Genomic DNA, 23,298 nt, shown 5'->3' with positions numbered 1-23,298 from the left:
ATGAGACTCGGAGCGTTTTCTATCAGTCTTGCCGTAAAAGACATACATACATCTAAAGCATTTTATGAAAAATTAGGTTTTACTTACAAAGGAGGAAACATAGACCAAAACTGGGTGGTTTTAAAAAACGAAAACGCCGTCATCGGTTTGTTTCAGGGTATGTTTGAAGGCAATATTATAACCTTTAATCCGGGCTGGGACGGCAATGCTCAAAACCTTGATGAGTTTGACGATGTAAGGAAAATTCAAGAAACCTTAAAAAATAATGGAATAGCTTTAACCAGAGAAGCAGACCCAACTACAGAAGGTGCGGAATACATAACCCTCACCGACCCCGATGGAAATAATATTTTAATAGACCAACATAGATAAAAAAAATATTAAGTATGGCTACCGTAAACGTTTACTTGACATTCAACGGAAATTGTAGAGCAGCATTCGATTTTTACAAATCCGTATTTGGCGGAGAATATCCCTATATGGGTACTTTTGGCGAAATGCCGCAAGGTGAAAACAGCAAGCCGCTCTCTGAAGAAGATGCAAAAAAAATTATGCACGTGGTATTACCCATCAGTAAAGAAACTTGCCTGATGGGTAGCGACATCGGCGGAGAATGGACTCCAAATCATAAGGAAGGCAACAATTTCTCTATCTCTATCAATGCGGAAAGCAAGGCAGAAGCCGATAAACTTTTCAATGCGCTTTCAGCAGGCGGACAAGTGACTATGCCCTTGAACAGCACCTTTTGGGGAGCTTATTTTGGAATGTTTACTGATAAATTTGGTATCAACTGGATGGTGAATTTTGACGAAGAACCAACAGCGTAGAAAAAATAGTTATATATAGCGGAGTGGTGTTTAGCGTTTGGTTTTAAAAAAAAATTGAGAAAGAAATACAAAATTACATACGCACAACTGCGTATGTAATTTTGTTTATGGACAACCTTACGAATAAGTGCGTAAAGACAACGAAAGTATGAAAGATAACTTTTCCACACAATCAGACAAATACGCAAAATATCGTCCGGTATATCCAAGCGACTTTTTTGCTTACCTGAACTCAATTATTCCAAATAAACAAAACGCTTGGGACTGCGGAACAGGAAACGGACAAGTTGCTGCTGAATTAGCGAAAACATTTGATAATGTTTTTGCAACAGACATCAGCCAATCCCAAATAAACAATGCTTTACGAGCCGACAACATCTTATATTCCGTTCAACCTGCCGAAAAAACAGATTTTGACAAGGGACAATTTGACTTAATCGTTGTTGCACAAGCTATTCATTGGTTTGACTTTGACAAATTTTACGCAGAAGTGAGTCGGACAGCAAAAAACAACGCTTTACTTTGTGTTGTCGGCTATAGTCGTGTAAAAATTTCTGAACAAATTGATAAGGTAATTACTGACTTTTATACTAATGTAATTGGGGCGTATTGGGACAAAGAACGAAAATATATTGACGAGAATTACACTACTATTCCGTTTCCGTTTGATGAAATCCGAACACCAAATTTTATAAACACACAACATTGGACATTGGAGCATTTAATTGGTTATTTGAACACTTGGTCGGCTGTAAAACATTTTATCAAACAAAACAACTTCAATCCAATAGAAAAATTGCAAAAAGATATTGAACAACTTTGGGGAAACAAACACACAAAAGAAATTTATTTTCCTTTGCTTTTACGAATAGGACGAATAACGACTAAATGACACAAAAAAAGGCAGATATTTGCCAAAAACGGAGATGAATGGGCTTTGATTGGGTATTTTCTTTCAAGATTCAAAGCCTGTTTTTTTTATTGAACTTTTATGCTAAAAATCCTCGCCCTTTTGCCCATTCCGAAAATCTTGGTGCAAAGACTTAATTGCTGTCGGGATAATTTTTTTGCTGCTGTAAATTTGGGCGGCAAATCCTGTGCTTTTCCATTTTTTTTAAAAAAATCATCAATAAAACAATAAATTATCAGAACTTTGTCTGAAAGTATGTGATAAATTGGGGGAGAATAGGAATGCGCAGATAATAAAGAAGTTGTTTGTACCTAACGCTACCATCTGTCTATAATAAAGTAGTATATATTTTATTGTGGAGAGGGGAGTATCTGAATAGATAATTGCAATGAAAAATACAAAATAATAGAATTGAAAATTTACCTTTATGAATTATCCGGATATTATTCAACAAGTACCACCTGTTTTATACGAGGATAACCATATCCTTATTGTGAACAAACCCGCCGGCGTGCCCACCCAACGCGACCAAAGCCGTGATATGGCATTGGTGGATATTTTGAAAAAATATTTGGTGGATAAACACCAAAAAGCGGGCAATGCTTTTTTGGGGATTGTGCACCGCATCGACCGTCCGGTGTCGGGGCTGCTGATGTACGCCAAAACGAGCAAAGCCCTCGACCGCCTCACGGAGATGTTCCGGCGGCGCGAAATAGAAAAAACCTATTGGGCGGTGGTGCGCAATGCCCCCCCGCAGCCCGAAGCCGAACTCGTGCACTGGCTCATCAAAAATACCGCTACCAATATTTCAAGGGCATACAAAGAAGAACGCCCCCTCACCAAACGCTGCGAACTCTCGTACAGCACCCTTTTGCGTTTGGATAATTACTATTTGCTGGAAGTAAAACCCAAAACCGGCAGACACCACCAAATCCGCGTACAACTATCCACGATAGGGTGCAGCATCAAAGGCGATGTAAAATACGGTGCGCGCCGCCCCAATGCAGACGGGCGCAGCATACACCTGCACGCCCGCCGCCTACAATTTATCCACCCTATCAAAAAAGAACCCATAGATATAGCAGCACCGCCGCCCGACGACCCCATCTGGAACGAAATTATGCGCCGTTTGGCATAACCAAACTCCCATCTGTTGTTAGCAAAAACTTAACATAGATAAATTTGCTTTTTTGCCCTTTTTATGGTAATTTTACATAATAATTGGAAAGCAATTATGATTCCTGCATTCAATTGAAACTTTACATGCTGCACGAATAATTTGTATTTTGCGTGTCGGTATATTTGTATTGTTTTTCAATATTTTATGTATTGATTTTTTTAACTATAAATATTGTTTTTTTCTATGAAATCTATTTTAGTACTTACGGATTTTTCAAAATGTGCGGGCAATGCTATGCTCTATGCTTTGGAACTGGCAAAACGCAACGGTGCTGTCGTCAATGCTATCAATCTTATTTATCCTACCGAAGATGTTGATAGCAGTTTGTACAGTACCTATTTTGTGGGAAATTATATCGGTGTTAAAAAAGAAACTATGAACCGTTGGATACGGAAATACAAAAAAATGGAAGCCTATCAAGATGTACAAATCAATGGAACTTGTGAGGTGGGCTTTATGCCGAACAGTATTGAACGCTATGTAGAAAACTATAAAACAGATATAGTAGTGATGGGAACGATGGGTGCTTCGGGTATAGCAGGTATTTTGGGTAGCAATGCCGCCCAACTCATAGCTGCCGTAAAAGTACCCACACTTTTGGTTCCGCCTCTTGCACGTTTTAAAGAAAAATCTAAAATATGCCTCTCCGCCGATTTTGATACTATTTTACAAGATAATAATAAAAAGGCATTGAAAGAATTTTTGGAAGCCCACCGCACTGATACGCTGGAAGTATTGCATGTAATACGCGATGAAGAAAAAGTGAATAAAAAGATAGAAGGCAAAATAAAAGATGCCATTCATCATCATCTTTCTTATCAGTTTCACTATACCCACGACTCCAACGTGGCGCAGGCTATTAATAATTTTGTAGAAACCGACAATATAGATGTGTTGTGCTCTATTACGCATCATCACAGCTTTTTATACCGTTTGTTTGTGCGCAAAAGCGTCACCAAATCTATGGCACTCAAAGCCATCAAACCGATTTTTGTATTGCACGAGGCATAGCGGAAGTGGCGATATGATAAAACCTCACCGACATTTTCGGAGTGTCGGTGAGGTTTTTTTTTAATACCCAAAAGAGGTATCGTCTCAGCGCAATAAGGTGGATAAATTATTTTCCGTACAAATACTGCTTACCTATCACCACACTTGAAGGGGTTTGTTATTTTCTTTTTTATAAAAAAACCTTCTTTTTTTTCATAACCCAAAATATAACGAATCAGCACCTCCTCTTCTTTTACGCTGTTTTTGCATTTAACTGTTTCGTCAATAGTCAGGGGAGTGGAGCAAATAAAAAGGCTCGTAAACTTTAAATCTGCCAAATCTTTTTGCGGTTGTAGTCATCTTTAAAATGCTCATTGCTGTAAACAATGATGGCACTGTCTAATTTTTCGTTTTTACAAAAAGTGGCGGTGTCTATATTATATGCCAATAAATAATTGCATTGGGGGGCAACAGGCTCTAAACAGAAAGGTAAACTAAAGTCGGGTGCAGAATAGGGGATTTCTTTCTTATACGAGGCAGGTTTTTGTTGTGCCTGTTTGAAAAGCTCATAATTCAACATTTGAAATAAGCCACTTATTATAAAAGTAGCTATTATGATAACAATACAAGATATAGCCCCCCAAAACATATAAAAAACAGCTCCTCTTTTTTTGTTTGCTTTGGAAATAATAGAGAACATAAACCTAAATGCCAACAAAAAAAACAAAGGCAGGACTACAATTTCTACAATTTCTATAAAAAAAAGGACGTATTTCATGCTTTTAGTAAGTTTTTTTGCATTTTAAAGGATTGCTTGTTTTTTCTTTAATAAAAAAATCCTTTTCCTGCGTATAGCCCAAAGTATAGTAAGCTGCTACATAATACTTATCTATCGTATCCGTGCAGGAATTTAGCATTACATCACTGTTTAGTATTTCTATTGGTTTGGTACAAATATTTACATACAACATGATTAGTTCATTGGATATGGGTCTGCTATTCATTTCTAATTTATCAAAATAATCATTCATCATATATTTATTACTATATGCTATTACGAGGTCATCAATAGCGGAATTATTACACAATTGGTTCGTATCTGCATTTAAGGGGAAAAAGTATTTAGCCTGTCCATTTAATATTAGATTTAATTGTATAGGTTGGGTAAAATCGGGCTGAGGAAAAGGCATCTCTTTAAAATAGCCGACACAAGGGTATTTAGCATCAAAGTTGAATGTCCGTATGGAAAAAAATATTAGAATCGCACCTGCTGACACAAAAACCAATAAAGCACCGAGTATAAAAAAAAGAGAGGATTTGTTCATAAATGAAGGGTTGTTTTGTGATAAAACTGCACGACTTGAAAAAAACTACCATTTTTTTTTAAAAAATTGGGCAGTGTAGTAGTTTGTTTAGGGGGGTAAACAAATTCAGGGACATTTGCAAAGTTGAGGTATTCTGTAGCCCTTCTCTTTTCCATTAAAAAAATAAATCGTCTTTATTTGTATGTTAATATCTGTACTGTATATTTCATAAATCTTTTCAATATATTATTCTATATCGTAGTTGATTACCGGACAATTGCGTTTTTTTACAATGCTATAACAATCATTTTTATAAGATACTTCATATCCTGTGCTGCAATATTTACGCCCCAAATAATACATACACTGACTTTCATAAGTACCGTGAAAAGGTGAAAAGTTTTTTTTACACAAAAATACATTTTTAATATTCGGGTTTTGGGTTGTATTCATAAATTCAACTAAAGTTGTATCCAATGCTGCTCGGTGCAGGTGTAATTGTTCGGGAGGATAAATAGGGTAAATATAATAGTCGTTATCGTTGTGATATAATATTTTTAAATCAATGGTAGAATCATTAAGTTTTCTTGTATCAAAGATGATTTCTTTATAATATTTTTCACAATCTGCATTGCCATTATACGACATAAGGCTAATAGCTACAATTAAATAAAATAAAGCATAAAGCAATAGATATATCAATAAACTAATGAAGATTATATACAGTATTATTATCATTTTTTAGGGGATAACCGTGTTCAACTTGTTAAGGATTACATTTTATTTCTTTTTTGATTATATTTTATAAAATTATACGATAGCAGCAGCTCAGTATTTTTTTGATTTAGCCCTTGAATATCAGCAAAAATATCTTATAATATATAAAATCAATCGTTATCAAAAAGTAAAATCATTCTTCCGAAAGGGAATAATATTTTTTAATTTTTTCTTGTATGCTTGCGTAACATAATTAATTTAATAGATTCGGGCACATATTCTTTTTTCTCTATGTGCGGATAGCCGTTCTCATAATAAACAGAATAGGAAAACAGGCACTTTTTTTTGATAACCGATTCTATACAAGCGGTCTTTTTGGTATTGGTATTAAAATCACTCAACGAAACCCATACAGTATTCACATGAAAACTCCTGTGCGAACGTAATAGTAAGATGATAGCTGTATCCATTTTGGGATAATTTAATACGTCTTCTATTGCGGAGGTGTCTATATATTGAGGAAATACATAATATTGTGTTGAGTAGGTTGTATCGGGAAAGGCAGGATAAAGAACTTTTAAGTTAATGACATCACTGTTGTGTGGTTTATGATAAATTTCTCTTACAGCTACTTCACAATCCTGTAAAGAAAAACCAACTATTACTATACAAAATATTATTATATAGGCTACAAACCCTGCCACTGTTATATAAGTCAATACTTTTAAAAAATTCATATACCATCTAAGGATTACATTTTATTTTGTTTGTATTTTTATTTTTTATAGTAAGATGCTTATTGTTATAAGCTAAGTTGTAAGTTGCGGCAACATAATTTTTTTGCATAAATGAAATGCATTCGCCATCAAGGATAAACTTGGTATTGGTAATATTAAAATTTTGAGTGCATAAAAACACATCTATATGTTCTATCTGTGTCTTTTGCTGAAAGCTCAACATTTTATCTTTGAAATTTTTATTGATAAAACGCATCAACAGCGTATCTAATATAGGATTATTGCAAAGATGAGTTGTATCTATCTTCGCAGGAAAAAATAATAGTCTCCTGCCCAGCAATAATAAGCCTGAAATCATCATTGTTTTGAGAAGTATCAGTTGTTATAAACTCAAAGTAGTGTTCGCAAGGGTATTTTGCTTTATACATCAAAGCAAGCACCGCAGTAATAATATAAACGCCCAAAAGTATGGCGGCAAGGTGCAAAATTGCAGGAATATATTTAAGCATTTCGCTACATTGTATCATCTTAATTTTTAAAAAATTAGGCAATATTTGGCAAAAAGAGCCATAAAAGGCACTTATTGAACACAGATTTTCAATAAATGCTGTATAAATCTAACGGTTATTTTTTATTGCGAAAATTGTTTTTATTCATAAAACTCCAAAAGCTGCCTGAAAATTATTGACAGCAAATTTTTTGTTAAAAAAAAACACTTATTTTGCCGCTGTAAACCATCTTTTCTCATCTTTTTGCTTGCGCTATGCCCGCTTTTGTATATCAAGCCTCTGCCGGCTCCGGAAAAACCTTCGCCTTGGTGAAGGAATACCTCAAAATCGTCATCAACAACCCCTCCGACTACCGCCATGTGCTCGCCATCACCTTCACCAACAAAGCCACCGAAGAGATGAAAGAGCGCATCATCAGAGAGCTGCGCACGATGGCAGCCCCCGACACGCCGAGCAGCGATATGGAACAAGCCATTGCGGAGGCTTTGCAAATGCCCGCAGCGCAGGTGCGCCGCCACGCCCGCGAAGCCCTCGCTCGCTTGCTCCACGACTACTCCCGCTTTGAAGTATGCACCATTGATAGCTTTTTCAGCCGTCTTATTCATAGTTTTGCCGCCGAATTTCAGTTGCCCCTCAACTATCGATTGGATATTGAGCAGTTGGACGCACTGCAAGCGGGCATCAAAAAAATGTACGAAGATTTGCAGCAAAATACCGCCGTTTTGGATTGGTTGGAAAACTTTGTACTCGACCGCATGCAGGAAAGCAAAGGCTGGCACATAGACGGAGCCATCAGCACCATGGGCACGCAACTGTTTACAGAAGATTTTTTTAAATTTTTGATGGAGGGCGGCTTGACGCTCGAAGAACTCAAACACTGGATAAAAAATACCAAAGTCGCCAATGCCCATTTTGAACAAACTTTGCTCAACTATGCACAAGAAGCCAAAACGCTGCTACAACAGCAAAATTTAAGCCCCAAAGACCTCCTTAATCATAGTTTTAATTGGTTCGAGAGCAATATTCCGCAAAAAAAATATCCGCCCAACCAAACTTTTATTGACATTATCAATGGCGAAAAAAAATGGTATGCCAAAACCGCCAAACGCCTTCAGGATATATTGGCGATAGAGGAGCAGTTGGATAGTATTGCTCAAAATGCTTACCGCTATTATCAGGAGCATCATCGTGCCTATTATTCCAATGCCGAAGTATTGTACAATATTTATACTTATGGCTTGCTCGGTATTCTCAACGAAAACCTCAAACACTACCGCGATGAAAACAACCTCCTCCTGATTTCCGACACCGGATTTTTGCTGCGCTCTGTTATCAACGACAACGACGCGCCTTTTGTGATGGATAAAATGGGCAGCTATTTTAAACATATCCTCATTGATGAGTTTCAGGATACTTCCGATGTGCAATGGAAAAACCTCTTGCCACTCATCAAAAACGTACTCTCCGAAGATAACTTAGCCCTGATGGTGGGCGATGTAAAACAATCCATTTATCGCTGGCGCGGTGGCAATATGCACCTGCTGCTCAATAAAATTTATGAAGATTTAAAACATTTTCAACCAAAGCAGGTGCAACTCGCCGAAAACTACCGCACCCGCCACGATATTGTGCATTTCAACAACGACTTTTTTTCGGCTGCTTTGGATATTTTGATAGCGCAAGAGCAAGAACAGCCCGAAATACAATCTTTATTGGAAAAAGCCTATAAAAACTTAGCACAAAAACCTGCCAAAAAAGACGGCGAAGGTGGTTATGTAGAAATGCGCTTTCTGACGCAGGACAACAGCCCCGCCAAAGAACTTTCCGACAAGGGCGGCAGCAGTGATGCAGACGACAGCGAGCGCATCGCCAACGACCCCGCCACCACGCACCTCCTTGCAGCCATTCAGCAGGCAATGGCAGACGGCTACAACTATTCCGATATTCTGATTTTGGTGGACACCAATTTTCAAGCCCTGCTCGTTGCTCCTGTGTTGGTGCAGCAGCATATCCCTTTTATTTCCGGCAATTCTATGCTATTGGATAATTCGGTGTATGTAAAATGTGTGGTCAATCTGTTGCGCTACCTCCACCGCCGTGATGATGCACTTGCCTATACCGCTTTGCTGTGGCAGTGGCGCGAAATACAACAATTACCCGTTTCCGAGCCACAACTCCTCTTCAGCGATGCCGCCACCGACCGCCAACTTTTCGCACAATGGCTGCCGTCCGCTTTGGTGCAGCATTTTGACAGCCTGTATAGCAAAAATTTGTTTGAATGTATCACACAGTTGTATCATTATTTGGGTTTTGATGCACTCAACGACCCTTATTTATTGCAGTTGTCGGAGTTGGCACTTACCAAAACGCAGGAGAGCAAAATGCAGTTGGGCGATTTTTTGAAGTGGTACGGCGAGCAGGAAAACCGCCTTTCGGTACTTACGCCCTCCAAAATGGAGGCGGTGCGCATTATGACCGTCCACAAAGCCAAAGGCTTGGAAGCCCCCATCGTTATTTTTCCTTATGCCAATATTCCTTTTTCGCCCAAAAGCGGCAAACTCCTGTGGGTGCAGCCGCCCGCCGATGCCGATTGGGAAAGTTTTGATATTTTGCCTGTTAAATACACCAAAAACCTTGAAAATACTCATTTCAAAAAAGCCTACCACGAGGAGCGCAGCGGGCATTTGATGGAGCGTTTTAATGTGGCGTATGTGGCACTCACGCGCCCCATCGATCGCTTGTATGTGTTTTTTACTTTTAAAAAACAACTGCTGAAAATCAACGAAAACATCACTAATTTCGGTATGTTGGCACAGCAAGCCGTACAGCAAAAATATGGAGCTTCGCCACACTACGACCCGATGCTGCAAGTGTTGAAAATAGGTAGTTTTCAGCCGAAAGCCCTTGCAAACACCGCCGATACAGCCGCCAACGAAATAGTACTCCAAGATGGCACTGTTTACACCGCCGAGCGTCCGCTTTCTTTGCGCGAAGATGTAGCCGATTATTTGCAGCTATTGGGCGATGAGCGCGGCGAGCGCATTGGGCAGGGTTTGCAAACGCACCAGATTTTGAAACAATTACAGCATTATTCGGAGTTGGAGTGGGTGCTGCGTACCGAGCAAGATGCGGGCTTGCTGAGTCAGGAACGCCGCACTGCTATTGCACAACAACTGCGCAATATGTTTGGTAATGAGCAGTTGCAACATTTATTTTCGGGCGAATGGCAGGCTTTGTCGGGGCGCACTTTGATGGTAAAAGGAAAAGCCTATCGTCCTGACCGCGTTTTGTTCAAAGAGCACGAAGCCATTTTGATTGATTATCAGCAGCAGGAGCAATCCGAACGACATCGCCGCCATATCCGCCGCTATGCCCGTTGGCTCAAAACGATGGGTTATTCGGTGCAGGCTGCCTATATCATCTACACCGAAAGCGGCGAAATGTTGTCGGTGGGAATCGGGTGAGCGAGGCGCATCAAAAAAACAGCAATACGCCAAAAAGTATCATTTTTTGGGATAGAGTCTGTAAAATAAACTGTGTCAATTTTTTATAGCTTTCTGATTATCAATATCGAAATTTGGCTTTAGCACAGTTTAGTTTGCACTCTCAAAAAATGTCTGAACCTTGATTGATTGGATTAAATAATTTTTAGAATTTTTTAGTGTGCATCGGGTTCATCATCGGTAGAGGGGATAACTTTGTCAAAGTTCCGACTTTGAAAAAGTTGAAAAATTGGATAAAAAAACTTTCCACCTTCAAAAAGGAGGAATTGAGGGCGGCGAACTCACGGAACTTTCCCCCCATCTTTATTTGCTGCTACAATGCGCTTAAAATATGCTTTTATATCCTCTGGAATTTGTTTGTGGTTGCCGAAATAATCTTCCGAATTTGGATATTTTCCTTCTTCTATACTGATGCGCAAACACTCAATTACAATATACCAAGCTAAATTTCTGTTTTCAAAATCACAAATGGGCTTGGCAGTATAGGGCAATGCCGTAAAATCGCTTAGATTGTAGGCTTGGGTTTTCCAACGGCAAAAATCTAAAATAATAGGCACTATCTTAAAATTGGGGTCTTCGTTTTGCCGTTCAAAGGCTCTTTTAATTTCATAGTCATAAATATAATCGGTGCGCATAAAATTCGGACTCACCATAAAGCAGACCATATCCGCTTTACTAAAATGCTCCTGAATATCATTGTTCCATTTGCCGCCTGCCAGCAGCTCCGTGCAAAACCAGCTTTCTACTAAATTGTCGCGCTTGAGTGCGCTGAGGTGGTCTTGAAATTCTAAAATAAGCGGTAAATCCATTTTGGAATAAGAGATAAAAATACGGGTCATACGTTTGAATGTTTTATTGGTAAAAAACTGATAAGGATAAATGGCTACCTCCTGCACCGTATCGCTTTTTATCGTGTTTTGTTCATCAAAGCAACAGGCGGATATACGGCGGGCATTTTCGTCTTTATTGCATAAATCGCGAAAACGGACATAATTATCATCAGACAATGCCACATATAAATCCTGCGGGGCAGCTTTGCTAAACAAATCTTCGTACTCCTGCCACCGATGCTGCTCAAAGTCGCTATCTGCCCGCAGTTGGGTATTTTTGCTTCTATATGCCTCGTAAGTCAGCACTTCAACATCGCGGTACAATGCCAAAAGCGTGTAAAACAGATAATGCAGCACATCTTTGTGGTGGGCGGCTGGGTGATGATGAGGAAGAAAATAAACCTGCACCCGAATTTCCAACTGCTCAAAATTGAGTTCTATCAGCACTTTGGCAAATCGCTCAAAAGTAAAAATTAGCGCATCGCGCCAGAATATTTTTTTGTCGGGCTGCTTGCCGAATAAATCCACCAACTGATTGATGAAACCCAAGGGCAAAAAATCGGTAAAGCGCATTTTAAAAGCGGTCTGCTGCTCCAAACCAAAGCGCAGCAACTCATATTGGGGGTCGCTGTTTGCCAAAGGTAAATAATTGGGCAAAATATATTCCGGTTCGCCTGTGTCGCTATATTCGTGCCTGAAAATCACCTTTTGTTTTTGCAGAAGTTCCAATTCCGGCTGAGACACTTTGTCTTCCAAGACGGTTGCCGCCACTCTGCCTTTTTTATCTTTGATGCGCTCTTTATCAAAAACATTTTGGTGGATATGTTGCACAAATGCCATCGGATTGAGCCATATTTTGTCGGGAGCTATATCTTTGTAATACAATACCAAACCCGTTGCATCGCATAGCATTTGCAAATGAATTTTCAGGCTATCCAAGCGTTTCTGCTCGCTGTCTTTGGCTTCGCGGTCGGCTTTTGCACCCTTGAAATGTCGCAATACTACAGCTTGCACCGATACCGCTTCGTGATTGGCTGTTTGATTTTGCCTCATTATATACCGATAAAAATCCCCGTACCAGTCGGCAAAATTCTCAAGAGTTCTATGCTTTTCAACCGACTCATTCAAGAGGGCGGCAACTACCTGCAAACGCAATTCGTTGAGGGAAGTAGATAAGGAGCGGCGCAATATAAGCGCGTGCTGCTCCGAAATATTAAAGTCCTGAAGTGCCGAAAACGGCAATTCCTCTTCGCAATCGCTGTGCGACCGTATGAGGAGGGGCGGCGAAGGCAGGGGCTTTTTTTGATGTTCGGCTACATATTTTTGCTGCCCCAACCAATAGCGCACATTAAAATGTACGGTTTCTAAACCCTCGCTGTCGGGGGCGATATGGTTGCGGTTATGGCACTGCCGAAAAAGCAAAACCTGAACAGCGGCAGGGTTGCGGATAAATATTTTGTACAAGCCGTGATAATAATCCTGCCCACCGAAATCGTAATATAAAATTTCGGGCTTCTCCGGCGAAGGGTAGGCTTTTATTTGCAAAATGGGCGTGCTTTCGCAATGCTCCGGTAATTCCTTTGTGGTGAGGTAGTGCAATAGAGAAGATTTTCCCGCTCCGTGATTTCCCAAAAGCAATACCTTGACGGGAAGATGAAAGGAAATTAATTGCTCCTCCGCAGAGCGTATTTTGAGGTATTCTTTAATTTGAGAAAGGTTGTTATCTATTTTGAGGTGTAAATCTGCTGCTGTTGAAAGCGGATTGCCCCAAAGGGCTAAATGTTCAAGCTGCGCTAAGGTATGCAACAACGTATCCAAGCCCTTTATCTCGCTGATTTGGTTGCCGAAAAGGGCTAATTTTTGCAATTTGCTCAGGTTGTCTAATCCCTTTATCTCGCCGATTTGATTTCTGGAAAGGTTTAATGTGTGCAAGTTGCTCAGATTCTCCAATCTCTTTATCTCGCCGATTTGATTTCTGGAAAGGTCTAATGTATGCAATTTGCTCAGATTCTCCAATCCCTTTATCTCACTGATTTGATTACCATAAAGGTCTAATGTATGCAATTTGCTCAGATTCTCCAATCCCTTTATCTCACTGATTTGATTATCGGAAAGGTATAATTCTTGCAAGTTGCTCAAATTTACCAATCCCTTTATCTCGCTGATTTGGTTTCTATAAAGATATAATTTTCGTAAATTGTTCAACTTATCCAATCCCTTTATCTCGCTGATTTGATTGCGGTAAAGGTATAATGTTTGCAAGTTGCTCAGATTCTCCAAGCCCTTTATCTCGCAAATGTTATTATTGGAAAGGTGTAATTTTTTCAAGTTAATCAGTTTATCCAATTCCTTTATTTCGCTGATTTGATTAGCGTAAAGATCTAATTCTTGTAAATGTCCCAATCCCTCCAATTCAGGCGGTATGGCGGTTAAGTGCAATCTACTCAAATCTAAAGTTGTTGCTTTGTTTTCTTTGGCTGCTGCTATGCGGCGCAGGGCTTCGGCTGGGGTGGGGTTCATCGGGTGCGGTTTGGTTTTTTTTGGTAAAAAAATATAAGCGTAAATATAGTTTTTTACTTTTAAAAAGTTTCAAAATTTGTCGGAGTCGGGAGGGGCAAAAAGAACAATTTTATTACAACCCAATTAAGCTCACTTTTTTAATAAAAAATACTTTTAGGCAAAAAAACGCCGCCGAAACTCTGAAAAACAACAAGAATAAAGCGGTTTTGCGACAGAGGCAGTATTTTATCTCATTTTATGATGTAATTTTGAAGCACATTTATAATGCTTTTCTATTCCTTTTATTTCGAGGGATTATTATCAAAAAAAAACAATTTTCTTTATGATAAAATACTGTTGCTTCGTATTGTTGTGTATAGCGATGTGCTGCAATGAAATGTCGGCACAATCTTTTTTAAACCAACCGCGCTGCAATCGTCAGGCATTGCCCCTTCCTTTGGAAAATGTAGCCAACAACGCCCGCAGCGATAGTATTGACATTCATCAATACAGCATCAATTTAGACGCTACCGATTTTTCCGGCAAAAAAATAAAAGGATATTGTATCATCGCTTTCAGTGCCAAAATTTCCGGCATTGACTATATTAATTTGGATTTATTGGGTTTGCAGGTGGATTCGGTGCTGTATCAGGGCAACTCCATACCCTTTACGCATAGCGGCGAGTTGCTGCATATTCCTTTGGGCACTGTTTTGACGACAGGCACTATGCAGCAGCTCACGGTGTATTATCAGGGTACGCCGCAGCAAGATGCTTCGGGTTGGGGCGGTTTTTATTATTCGGGGAATTACGCCTTTAATCTCGGAGTCGGCTTTGCCGCCAATCCGCACAATTACGGCAGGGTATGGTTTCCTTGTTTTGATAATTTTGTAGAGCGCAGCATTTATCGTTTTATCATCACTTCGCCCGCCGGTCGCAATGCGCACTGCAACGGCTATTTGGAAGGCAATACCATCAATGCCGACAACAGCGTAACAAGCGTGTGGCAAATGGACACCGAAATTCCCACTTATTTAGCTTGTGTGGCAATCGGCAATTATGTTACGGTGCAGCAACAATTTGCGAGCAGCAGCGGCAAACAAATTCCGATAGCATTGGCAGTAGTGCCGGAAGATACCACCAAAATAAAAAATTCCTTTATTCACCTCACCAAAGCCCTGCAAAGCTACGAAAAATGGTATGGCGCGTATCAGTGGAACAAGGTAGGCTATTCGGTGGTGCCTTTTTCAAGCGGAGCTATGGAACACGCCACCAACATCGCCTATCCCAAAAACGCCGTCAATGGCACTACCGCACAGGAAACGCTGATGGCACACGAATTGTCGCACCACTGGTGGGGCAACTGGGCTACCTGCGAAACCGCCGAAGATATGTGGATAAATGAAGGTATTGCTTCGTATTCGGAGCATTTGTTTATAGAAGACGTATATGGCAGAAAGGCATATTTAGAGGAAGCCCTGCAAAACCATATCCGCGTGCTGGAAACGGCACACCGCGAAGAGGGCGGCTATCTGGCAATTTCGGGCGTGCCGCACGAACTCACCTACGGCACGCACGTTTATAAAAAAGGAGCAGCGATGATGCACAACCTGCGCGGCTATTTGGGCGACGAACTCCTGCAAACGGGTTTTCACAGCATCATTGACAATTATGCCCTGCAATCCATCAACTCTTATCAGTTCCGCGACCAACTCACGGCAGCAGGCGGCAAAGATATGCACGATTTCTTTGAGGCGTGGATATTCCACGGCGGCTACTCCGACTTCGTGGTAGATTCTGTGAAAAGCAATTTTCTCACACAAGGTTTCCATGCTACCATTTATATCCGGCAAAAACTGCGCGGCGCACCTGCTTTCCATCAAAATGTGCCTTTGCAGTTGGTGGTGGCAGATCCTACTTTTTCGCAGCGCGACACCTTGAATATCACCGCTTCTGGCGAATACACCACCATAGAAGCCGATTTGCCTTTTTGGGCAGAGGTGGCTTATATTAATCCCAACTATTTGCTGCACCTCGCTTCGGTGCATCAAGATACACTCCTGAGCAATGCCGGAAATTACACTTTGGATAAAGCCAAAATGACGGTATCGCTCAATCAGCAGCTTGCCGCACCTGCCTTTTTGCATGTGGCACACCACTGGACAGCCCCCGACACTTTGCGCTACAATCCCTGGGGCGCGCAACTTTCGGCGAGCCGTTTTTGGGAGGTGAAAGGAAATTTTAATCCGCTTTATACCGGCGCACAACTGCGCTACGACGGCAGCGCGACCGGCAACTATTTAGATGAAGATTTGGTAGCCGCCGATGAACAGAATATGCTGCTACTGTATCGCGAAACTGCGGCAGACGAATGGCAGAAATACGATTTTTATACCCTCAACGGCGGTAGCAGCAGCGACAAAAAGGGTACTTTTAACCTCACCCAACTGTTTTCGGGGCAATACTGTTTTGCCAAAAGCGACACTGCCCCCACTGCCGTACCCGCTGCAACAGCCCCTGCCGTCGGCAGCGTACAGGTTTTTCCGAACCCGAGCACAGGGCTTTTTCGTTTTGAAAGCTCCGCCCCCCTTGATAAAGTGGTGGTTTTTTCGGTAAACGGCGAATATTTGGAGGAGCAGACACTGTCCCACAACCGCCAAGGCAGTTTTGAGTTAAAACGACAAACGGCGGGCGGCATTTATTTGCTGCGTTTTTACAAGGGTCAGCAGGAAGTACAAACTTTGAGCGTGCAGGTGCGGTAGAGAGAACACACACGCAGTTCGTTGAGCCCGCCGAAACGACCGCTTCATCAATCCAAATCGTACCAATCGCGGCGGCGTTGGAGTTTCAGGTCTTGTAGCATAGCCGATTTCACGCGCAGCGTAAAAAAGTAATAACGGCGGTCGCCATTGGGCACCCACACAAAAGAGGCTTCCCAGCAGTGTAAATCGCGAAAAAGCGTAATGCTGGTATAAGATAAGTCTTTGGTGGTAAAATCAAAACCGGTGAGAACATCTACTTTCCAGCGCGGCGTAATTTGCAGCGAACTGTTCATATTGAATGTTTGCGTAATGATACTGCTGTCGCTTTTGGTTTTTATATTATATACTTTGTTTAGGTAAAAATTGTAATTGAAGGTTATATCCCAGGGAATGGTGAAATCTACATAATTTTGCGGACGTTGCACTACTTCTTCGTGTTCTTCGGGCGAACCGTTGAGGTTCTTGCGTTTTTTTTCGCCTTTGGAAGCCGAACTCAGAGTAGTACCGATACTGAAATTGACCGAAGTGAGCCGCGCCACTCGCCCTTCGGCTTCCCACAGCAAGCGGTTGATGCGTTTGCCCTGCTCATTGAGTTGGTAGGGGTCGTAGCGCACCGCCGCCGCCACATTGAACTTATTGAACAAATTACTCCGCGCATTGATGGCAAAAGCGTTCCAGTTGAGGGAGTCGCGGGCAAAATCGTAGCCGGCACCGCTGAGGCTCAAACTCTCCAATAGCTTTATTTTGCGGTCGCCTGCCGCCGTATCTTTTGCCGAAGGTTTGAGCTTCATCTCAAAATTGTTGTCAATATTAAAACTCAAATTTCCGGAGCGACCGTCTGGCGGTGTGCCATACAAACCCTGCTCAAAAATGGAATAACGCAAAGCCGTACCACTGTTGTCGCCTTGTATTTCATCATAATATCCCCAAAATTCGCTGCCGAAATTGGGGCGCAGGGCAAAAGACACCGTAGGCGTGAACACATGGCGTATGGCTTTTATCGTTCCTTTTTTAAACTGAAACAAACCGTATAAGCGCGTATTTGCCGACACAGAAGCACTGAACTGGCGTACTGCTTTAAAATTTTGCAAAGTATCTGTTACTATCTTGCCATAAATCGTATCTATGTTGCTGATTTCATTTTTTGCGTTGTAGGTAGTATCATAAAAAATGCTGTTGTCCCATTTTTTACGAATATTTTGTAAATACCAATATTCTTCGTAATTAAAATTCGGACTGATGGAAATATAATTAAACAACTGCAAATTGGTACTCACCGGAATTTGGTGTTTTACGCCGTTGCGCATTTTTTGGAGCGTTTCGGTGGTGAGTAGCAAAGAATCCACCGTTGATACGGTATTGCGGGCATTCATCGTGTAGCCTATTCCTATTTTTTCGTACCATTTTGACGCACCCACTACTTTTTTTCTTTTAAAAGGCGTTTGGCGCAGCATATTTAGGTTGATTTCGGGCAAAGTGATGTCTATATTGCCGTTTTGGGTGTTTTGCGAGTGTGTGGCATTGGCGGTGAGGCTGAAAGGTGTGCCTTCAAAGGTTTTGTTGTAGGCGATGGAAGAATTAAAAGTATTGGTTAAAAAATTGTTGGTTGTATTGACAAAGTTGCGGTTGTAGGATTTAGAACCCGCCCGCACATTGGCACTGAACCGCCGCGAAGGGTGTGCTTTGGCATCTTGGTTGTGTGTCCAGGTAATAAAAAAATCTTTGCTTTCCTGATAATTCTCCTCTAAAGGATCGCCTTGCTTGAGTTTTCCGTAGCGCACGCTCAGTCTGCCGTCGAAGCGGTATCTTTTTTTGTATTGCGAAGCGAGATTCAAGCCCCAGGAGCCGCGCGAATATATATCGCCGCGCAATGCGAGGTCGGCGTGTTTGCCCAAACCGGTGTATAAGCCGCCGTCTTTGAGAAAAAAACCCAAACTCGGCGATTCGCCGTAGGCAGGCATCAATATGCCCGAAGCACGCCCCTGTGTGATAGGAAAAATGCCAAAAGGCAGAATAAGGGGTGTAGGCACATTTTGAATAACCAAATTTGCAGGACCCGACACGATGGTTTTTTTCGGAATAACTTTTACTTTTTCGGTAGTAATTTTAAAATGCGGCTCTTCGTAGCTGCAAGTGGTATAATAAGCGTGGGCGGCATACATCACGTCATTTTCATTTTTTTTTACTTTTTGCTGTGCAGATACCCTTCGCCCTCTTTGGTTACTACGGCTTTGATAGTGCCTTTTTTGGTGGTAAAATTATACGCCATCTCCTCCGACTGAAACTGCCTTTCACCCTCGCTGAAAATAGGTTTTTCGGTTAAATTGCCCAAACTGTCGCGCACGGAATGTGCCGTCACGGTTTTTTTATTGCTGTCGAATTCAATAATACCCGCTTGCAGTTTAATATCTTTTTGAGCTACCTGCGCTGCGCCGTACAAATACACTTTTCCTGCACTTATATCGTACAAAATAGAATCGCGGGCGGTGTAGGTAATGGCGGCATCTATGGAGTCGGGGCTGATGGGAAATACGGAAATGCCGGCGGCTTTGCTGCTGTCGGTGGCGGTAACTGTTAAGCTGTCGGACACATTCGGAATGCTTGTTTGAGCCGCAGCTTCAAAAAATAAGCCGATGCCGCAAAATGCCATCAACAAATGAAGCTGTATAAAAAAAAGTCTTGGTAGCAAGCGTCTAAATTATTTTGTTAAAATTAATGTTATTTTTGTTCGTTTTATCAGTCAAAAAAGCAATAAGTCCTTTTATTCAACTTTCAACGACAAAATTCTTAATTTTTTCATTTTTGCCGCCATAAAAATTCATCAGACACATGAAGCAACGAAAATTTTTTACTTTTCTTTTATTTTTCTGCTCTTGTATCTTCACCGCATCGGCTCAAAACGGTAATTACAACATAAAAACCATTGTATTAGATGCCGGACATGGCGGCAGAGACCCGGGCTGCCACGGTGGTGTAGCACACGAAAAAAACATCACGCTCAATATCGCGAAGCTCGTGGGGCAATACATCAAAGAAAATTTGCCCGATGTGAACATCATCTACACCCGCGAAAGCGACACTTTTGTAGAACTGCACGAAAGAGCCAATATTGCCAACCGCAACAAAGCCGATTTGTTTATTTCGGTGCATTGCAATTCTTTGTCGAGTGCTTCGTATTATGGCACAGAAACTTATGTGATGGGCGAGCATAAATCGGATCAAAACCTGCAAGTTGCCAAGCGCGAGAATGAGGTAATTTTAAAAGAAAAAAATTATGCCACCCATTACGAGGGTTTCGATCCCAAAGCACCTGATGCCGAAATTGTGTTTTCTTTGTTTCAAAACGCCAACTGGGAGCAAAGTATTTTATTGGCACAAAAAATAGAAAATCAATTCAGCAGCCGCGCCGGACGCAAAAGCAATGGCGTAAAACAGGCAGGATTTTTGGTGCTGTGGAAAACCGCCATGCCGAGTGTATTGGTAGAGTGCGGCTATCTCACCAACAGCAGCGAAGAAAAATACCTCAATAGTCAGGAAGGGCAAGAATACATCGCTTCTGCCATTTATCGCGCTTTTAAGGAATACAAATATGCCGCCGAAGGCAAAAGTGAAAAAAAAAAGACTTTGACGAAGCCGCCGAAGTCAAAATCGTGAACACACAGCCCGCTTCGGCTGTTGTATATCGGGTATTGCTCTACGATGCTTATGATGCTTTCACTCCGCCCAAAGGTGATTACGGCAAAATAGGCACAATTGATATAGAGAGCGATGCAAACGGCATTAAAAGTTTTTTGCTCAGTGAGCGTTTCAGCAGCCGCGCCAGTGCCGAGGCTGCTCAACAAACAGCACTAAAATTGGGTTTTTCCAAAGCGCGCATTATTACAGTTCCATAAACATTTATGTTACACCGGATTTTACTTTCTTTACGCATCGTACAAGAGTCTGTCGGCATTGCCCTGCACGAAATTGTTTCCAATCGTGTGCGCTCTTCGCTGTCGCTGATGGGCATTTCTATCGGTATTTTTTGCGTGGTGGCGGTAGTGGCGGTGATTGACAGTTTTGAAGACGGTCTGAAAAAATCTTTTGAACGTTTGGGCAATAATGTGTTGTATGTGATGCGCGAATCGTGGAAAGAAGACCCGGGTATGAACTGGTGGAAATACCTCAAACGCCCCAATCCCACTTATGCGGAATTTAAAGCGATCAAAGAAAAAGTAAAATCTGCCGACAAAGTTGCCATTCGCGCTTTTATCGGGCAAAAAGACCTAAAATACCATACTGCTACGGTAGAAAAAGCCATTTGTATCGGTGTTTCGCACGATTTTGGCTCTATTTACGACCTTCAAATTGAGAGCGGGCGTTATTTTATGCCCGAAGAATCGCACAAGGGGGCTAATGTGGTTATTTTGGGAAATAAATTGGCGGAGCTGCTGTTTCCGAGCGGAAATTATCCGGTGGGCAAAAGCATTAAATTGCTGGGCAGAGATTTGACGCTGATAGGAGTATTGAAAAAGGAAGGAAAAAGCATTTTGGGCGATGGTTTTGATGAAGTGGCGATTACTACATTCAATTATGCCCGCAATCTTGTGGACATCAATAGCCGCCGTTTTTACCCCATTATTGCCGTAAAAGCCCGCGATGATGTACCTTTGGAACTCTTGCAGGACGATTTGCGCCAGACGTTGCGTGCCGAGCGGCATCTTCAACCCAAAGAAGCCGATAATTTTGAACTCAACCAATTGAGTATCCTCACCCAATTTTTAGACAAAATATTTGCCGTAGTCGGTGTGGCGGGCGCACTGATTGGCGGTTTTGCTATTTTGGTGGGCGGCTTTGGTATCGCCAACATTATGTTTGTGTCGGTAAAAGAGCGCACGCGCCTCATCGGTATCAAAAAATCGCTCGGCGCACGCGGCATCTATATTTTGCTGGAATTTCTCACCGAATCCGTATTGCTTACGTTATTAGGTGGCTTGGTGGGTTTGGTATTGGTGTATATCGTGCTGCAAATCGGCAATTATTATGTGGATTCTTTGGAGTTTGTACTCAGCCGTTCCAATATCACGCTGGGTATTTTGATTTCTGTAATTGTCGGCATTATTTCCGGTTTTATTCCCGCTTATCAAGCCTCTAAATTAGACCCCGTTGTTGCGATGCGCGGCTAATGTATAGTATCTAATAATCTCGCCCAAGCAATTTTAGTTTTTTCAAATTCTTCAAAATGTTGAATAACATTTTTCTTATACTTCCTGAATTCTTTGATAATCTTGTAAAATTCATCTGTATTAAAATACTTACACAACTTGGGGATAGTGGTATTGAGATTATTTTCTATTAAATCCATAGCAGCATTAAAATTCTCTCTGTCAGTAATATAAACCAACAAGGGTTTATATCGTATCCAGCCAATGGCAGCCTGAACAAATCGTTCCAAAACACCGGTATTTGATTGTTCTATGGGAGCTAACTGAGTAGGTAAAACACCGACTAATAAATTGTTATACATAGAAAATCCATCGTGAAAGGCATAGCAAGGAACTTTCACAACTTTTAAAACAGTTAAAGCAGTACTCATAAAAGTATCTTCGCCCCTTGCGTGCGGCGGATTATAAAAAGGAGGTAAAAGTTTATAATTTTTAAGATTAAAGCAAAGATTTGAACCTGATATAAACTTCATTTTATTTCTTTCTTCAACTTCATAAGCATAGGAATTATTGATGATGCTTTCCTCTGCATAAGTAAGCCCTTTTTGATGAATAATGATTTTCTTTAAATTATCCCACGTTATAATATCATTGCTTAATGCTTCTATAAATAATTTAAAATCATTTTCAGATAATATATGATTGAATGTTAAATAAGGAATCGGTGATATATATCCGCAATGAAATCCATGCGTAATATCAGCAGCATCATTAAACTTTAAATGCGTACTCAGAATACTCTGCCCCATCCAAACCAACTTATCCTTGTTGTTTTTGTAAGCAGCCAGAGGATATTCATCATCATCAATAAAGAGGAGTTTATCCATTTTGTTTTTGATGGCGAAATAAGTAATCAGATTTCTTTTTTTAGCATAGCCTTCGCCAAAGAGCATACGACAATCCTCTGTTGTAATGCCATTATTTGCCTGAATTAAGTATTCTACTTCATTGTTTATTTCATTTATTCCATAAAAATGTATGCCCTCAACTATATCCTGCAATTCTTTTGGAATATTTGTATAATCTTCCATTTTTGTATTTTTATAACGCAAATCATAAGAAATAAACAGATGTATTCTAACATTTTTATATTCAATAAGCCCTTGTTCAACCCAATTATTGATGTAAGTCCGTAAAACCTTTTGAAATAATAAACGCCCCGTGACAAACCCTATTCCGATGTTTTTTACCTTGTTCATATTACCTATGAATGATACTGTTTTTGAGTAGAAAATATTTGTTCTACTGATTATTTAAAGAATATATTCCCCTTGTATATTTACAAAAGTAGTAAAAATAGCGGCGGTTTCCAAAAGAAAGCGGATAA

19 protein-coding genes are annotated in these 23,298 nt (G+C 40.9%); 10 read left to right on the top strand and 9 right to left on the bottom strand.

What is annotated here, in order from left to right; genetic code table 11:
• From IPL35_15460 to IPL35_15440, 5 genes are all read left to right on the top strand, one after another.
• The gene (locus IPL35_15460) at nt 1-372 is read left to right on the top strand and encodes a VOC family protein (GenBank protein MBK8444710.1); all 372 of its coding nucleotides are present in this window, start codon (nt 1-3) and stop codon (nt 370-372) included.
• 14 nt (nt 373-386) lie between these two features.
• Nucleotides 387-827 (top strand): VOC family protein, encoded by a 441-nt coding sequence (locus IPL35_15455; GenBank protein MBK8444709.1) that lies wholly within the window; start codon nt 387-389, stop codon nt 825-827.
• 148 nt (nt 828-975) lie between these two features.
• Complete coding sequence (locus IPL35_15450) at nt 976-1,719, top strand: class I SAM-dependent methyltransferase (protein MBK8444708.1); 744 nt, start codon at nt 976-978, stop codon at nt 1,717-1,719.
• Between the two features lie 445 nt (nt 1,720-2,164).
• Complete coding sequence (locus tag IPL35_15445) at nt 2,165-2,875, top strand: RluA family pseudouridine synthase (GenBank protein MBK8444707.1); 711 nt, start codon at nt 2,165-2,167, stop codon at nt 2,873-2,875.
• Nucleotides 2,876-3,100: 225 nt separating this feature from the next.
• The gene (locus tag IPL35_15440) at nt 3,101-3,928 is read left to right on the top strand and encodes a universal stress protein (protein MBK8444706.1); all 828 of its coding nucleotides are present in this window, start codon (nt 3,101-3,103) and stop codon (nt 3,926-3,928) included.
• Nucleotides 3,929-4,232: 304 nt separating this feature from the next.
• Here the strand turns inward: IPL35_15440 and IPL35_15435 are convergent, their stop codons facing one another.
• The 5 genes from IPL35_15435 to IPL35_15415 form a co-directional block, all read right to left on the bottom strand.
• On the bottom strand, nt 4,233-4,685 hold the full coding sequence (locus IPL35_15435; protein MBK8444705.1) for a hypothetical protein: 453 nt from the start codon (nt 4,683-4,685) through the stop codon (nt 4,233-4,235).
• A gap of 4 nt (nt 4,686-4,689) precedes the next feature.
• Nucleotides 4,690-5,232 carry a hypothetical protein gene (locus IPL35_15430; GenBank protein ID MBK8444704.1) on the bottom strand — a complete coding sequence of 181 codons (543 nt, stop codon included), beginning with the start codon at nt 5,230-5,232 and terminating at the stop codon, nt 4,690-4,692.
• A gap of 225 nt (nt 5,233-5,457) precedes the next feature.
• Entirely contained in the window at nt 5,458-5,859 is a 402-nt protein-coding gene (locus tag IPL35_15425) for a hypothetical protein (GenBank protein ID MBK8444703.1), read from the bottom strand.
• A gap of 290 nt (nt 5,860-6,149) precedes the next feature.
• The gene (locus IPL35_15420; GenBank protein MBK8444702.1) at nt 6,150-6,632 is read right to left on the bottom strand and encodes a hypothetical protein; all 483 of its coding nucleotides are present in this window, start codon (nt 6,630-6,632) and stop codon (nt 6,150-6,152) included.
• 40 nt (nt 6,633-6,672) lie between these two features.
• The gene (locus IPL35_15415; protein MBK8444701.1) at nt 6,673-7,026 is read right to left on the bottom strand and encodes a hypothetical protein; all 354 of its coding nucleotides are present in this window, start codon (nt 7,024-7,026) and stop codon (nt 6,673-6,675) included.
• A 402-nt stretch (nt 7,027-7,428) separates the two neighbouring features.
• Between IPL35_15415 and IPL35_15410 the strand changes: the two genes are divergently transcribed.
• Entirely contained in the window at nt 7,429-10,638 is a 3,210-nt protein-coding gene (locus IPL35_15410) for a UvrD-helicase domain-containing protein (protein MBK8444700.1), read from the top strand.
• Nucleotides 10,639-10,958: 320 nt separating this feature from the next.
• Here IPL35_15410 and IPL35_15405 read toward each other — a convergent pair whose 3' ends face one another.
• The gene (locus IPL35_15405; GenBank protein MBK8444699.1) at nt 10,959-14,027 is read right to left on the bottom strand and encodes a leucine-rich repeat protein; all 3,069 of its coding nucleotides are present in this window, start codon (nt 14,025-14,027) and stop codon (nt 10,959-10,961) included.
• A 322-nt stretch (nt 14,028-14,349) separates the two neighbouring features.
• Between IPL35_15405 and IPL35_15400 the strand changes: the two genes are divergently transcribed.
• Entirely contained in the window at nt 14,350-16,767 is a 2,418-nt protein-coding gene (locus tag IPL35_15400) for a M1 family metallopeptidase (GenBank protein MBK8444698.1), read from the top strand.
• 47 nt (nt 16,768-16,814) lie between these two features.
• Here IPL35_15400 and IPL35_15395 read toward each other — a convergent pair whose 3' ends face one another.
• Both IPL35_15395 and IPL35_15390 read right to left on the bottom strand, forming a co-directional pair.
• Nucleotides 16,815-18,929 (bottom strand): hypothetical protein, encoded by a 2,115-nt coding sequence (locus IPL35_15395; GenBank protein MBK8444697.1) that lies wholly within the window; start codon nt 18,927-18,929, stop codon nt 16,815-16,817.
• Between the two features lie 20 nt (nt 18,930-18,949).
• On the bottom strand, nt 18,950-19,417 hold the full coding sequence (locus tag IPL35_15390) for a hypothetical protein (GenBank protein MBK8444696.1): 468 nt from the start codon (nt 19,415-19,417) through the stop codon (nt 18,950-18,952).
• A gap of 179 nt (nt 19,418-19,596) precedes the next feature.
• On the opposite strand from IPL35_15390, the gene IPL35_15385 reads away from it, so the two are divergent.
• From IPL35_15385 to IPL35_15375, 3 genes are read left to right on the top strand one after another with little or no spacing between them, the layout of a single operon-like run.
• Entirely contained in the window at nt 19,597-20,421 is an 825-nt protein-coding gene (locus tag IPL35_15385; GenBank protein MBK8444695.1) for an N-acetylmuramoyl-L-alanine amidase, read from the top strand.
• Entirely contained in the window at nt 20,418-20,660 is a 243-nt protein-coding gene (locus IPL35_15380; GenBank protein MBK8444694.1) for a hypothetical protein, read from the top strand. Before IPL35_15385 ends, IPL35_15380 begins: the two co-directional genes overlap by 4 nt.
• A gap of 6 nt (nt 20,661-20,666) precedes the next feature.
• Nucleotides 20,667-21,932 (top strand): ABC transporter permease, encoded by a 1,266-nt coding sequence (locus IPL35_15375; GenBank protein ID MBK8444693.1) that lies wholly within the window; start codon nt 20,667-20,669, stop codon nt 21,930-21,932.
• Here IPL35_15375 and IPL35_15370 read toward each other — a convergent pair.
• Nucleotides 21,929-23,170 (bottom strand): hypothetical protein, encoded by a 1,242-nt coding sequence (locus IPL35_15370; GenBank protein ID MBK8444692.1) that lies wholly within the window; start codon nt 23,168-23,170, stop codon nt 21,929-21,931. The two genes, IPL35_15375 and IPL35_15370, sit on opposite strands and share 4 nt — an antisense overlap.
• Nucleotides 23,171-23,298 lie beyond the last annotated feature (128 nt).

This window comes from Sphingobacteriales bacterium (genome assembly GCA_016711285.1).
Taxonomy (GTDB): Bacteria; Bacteroidota; Bacteroidia; order Chitinophagales; family UBA2359; genus JADJTG01.
Note: the sequence above shows the minus strand (reverse complement) of the source record. Positions and strands in the feature narration are given on the sequence as shown.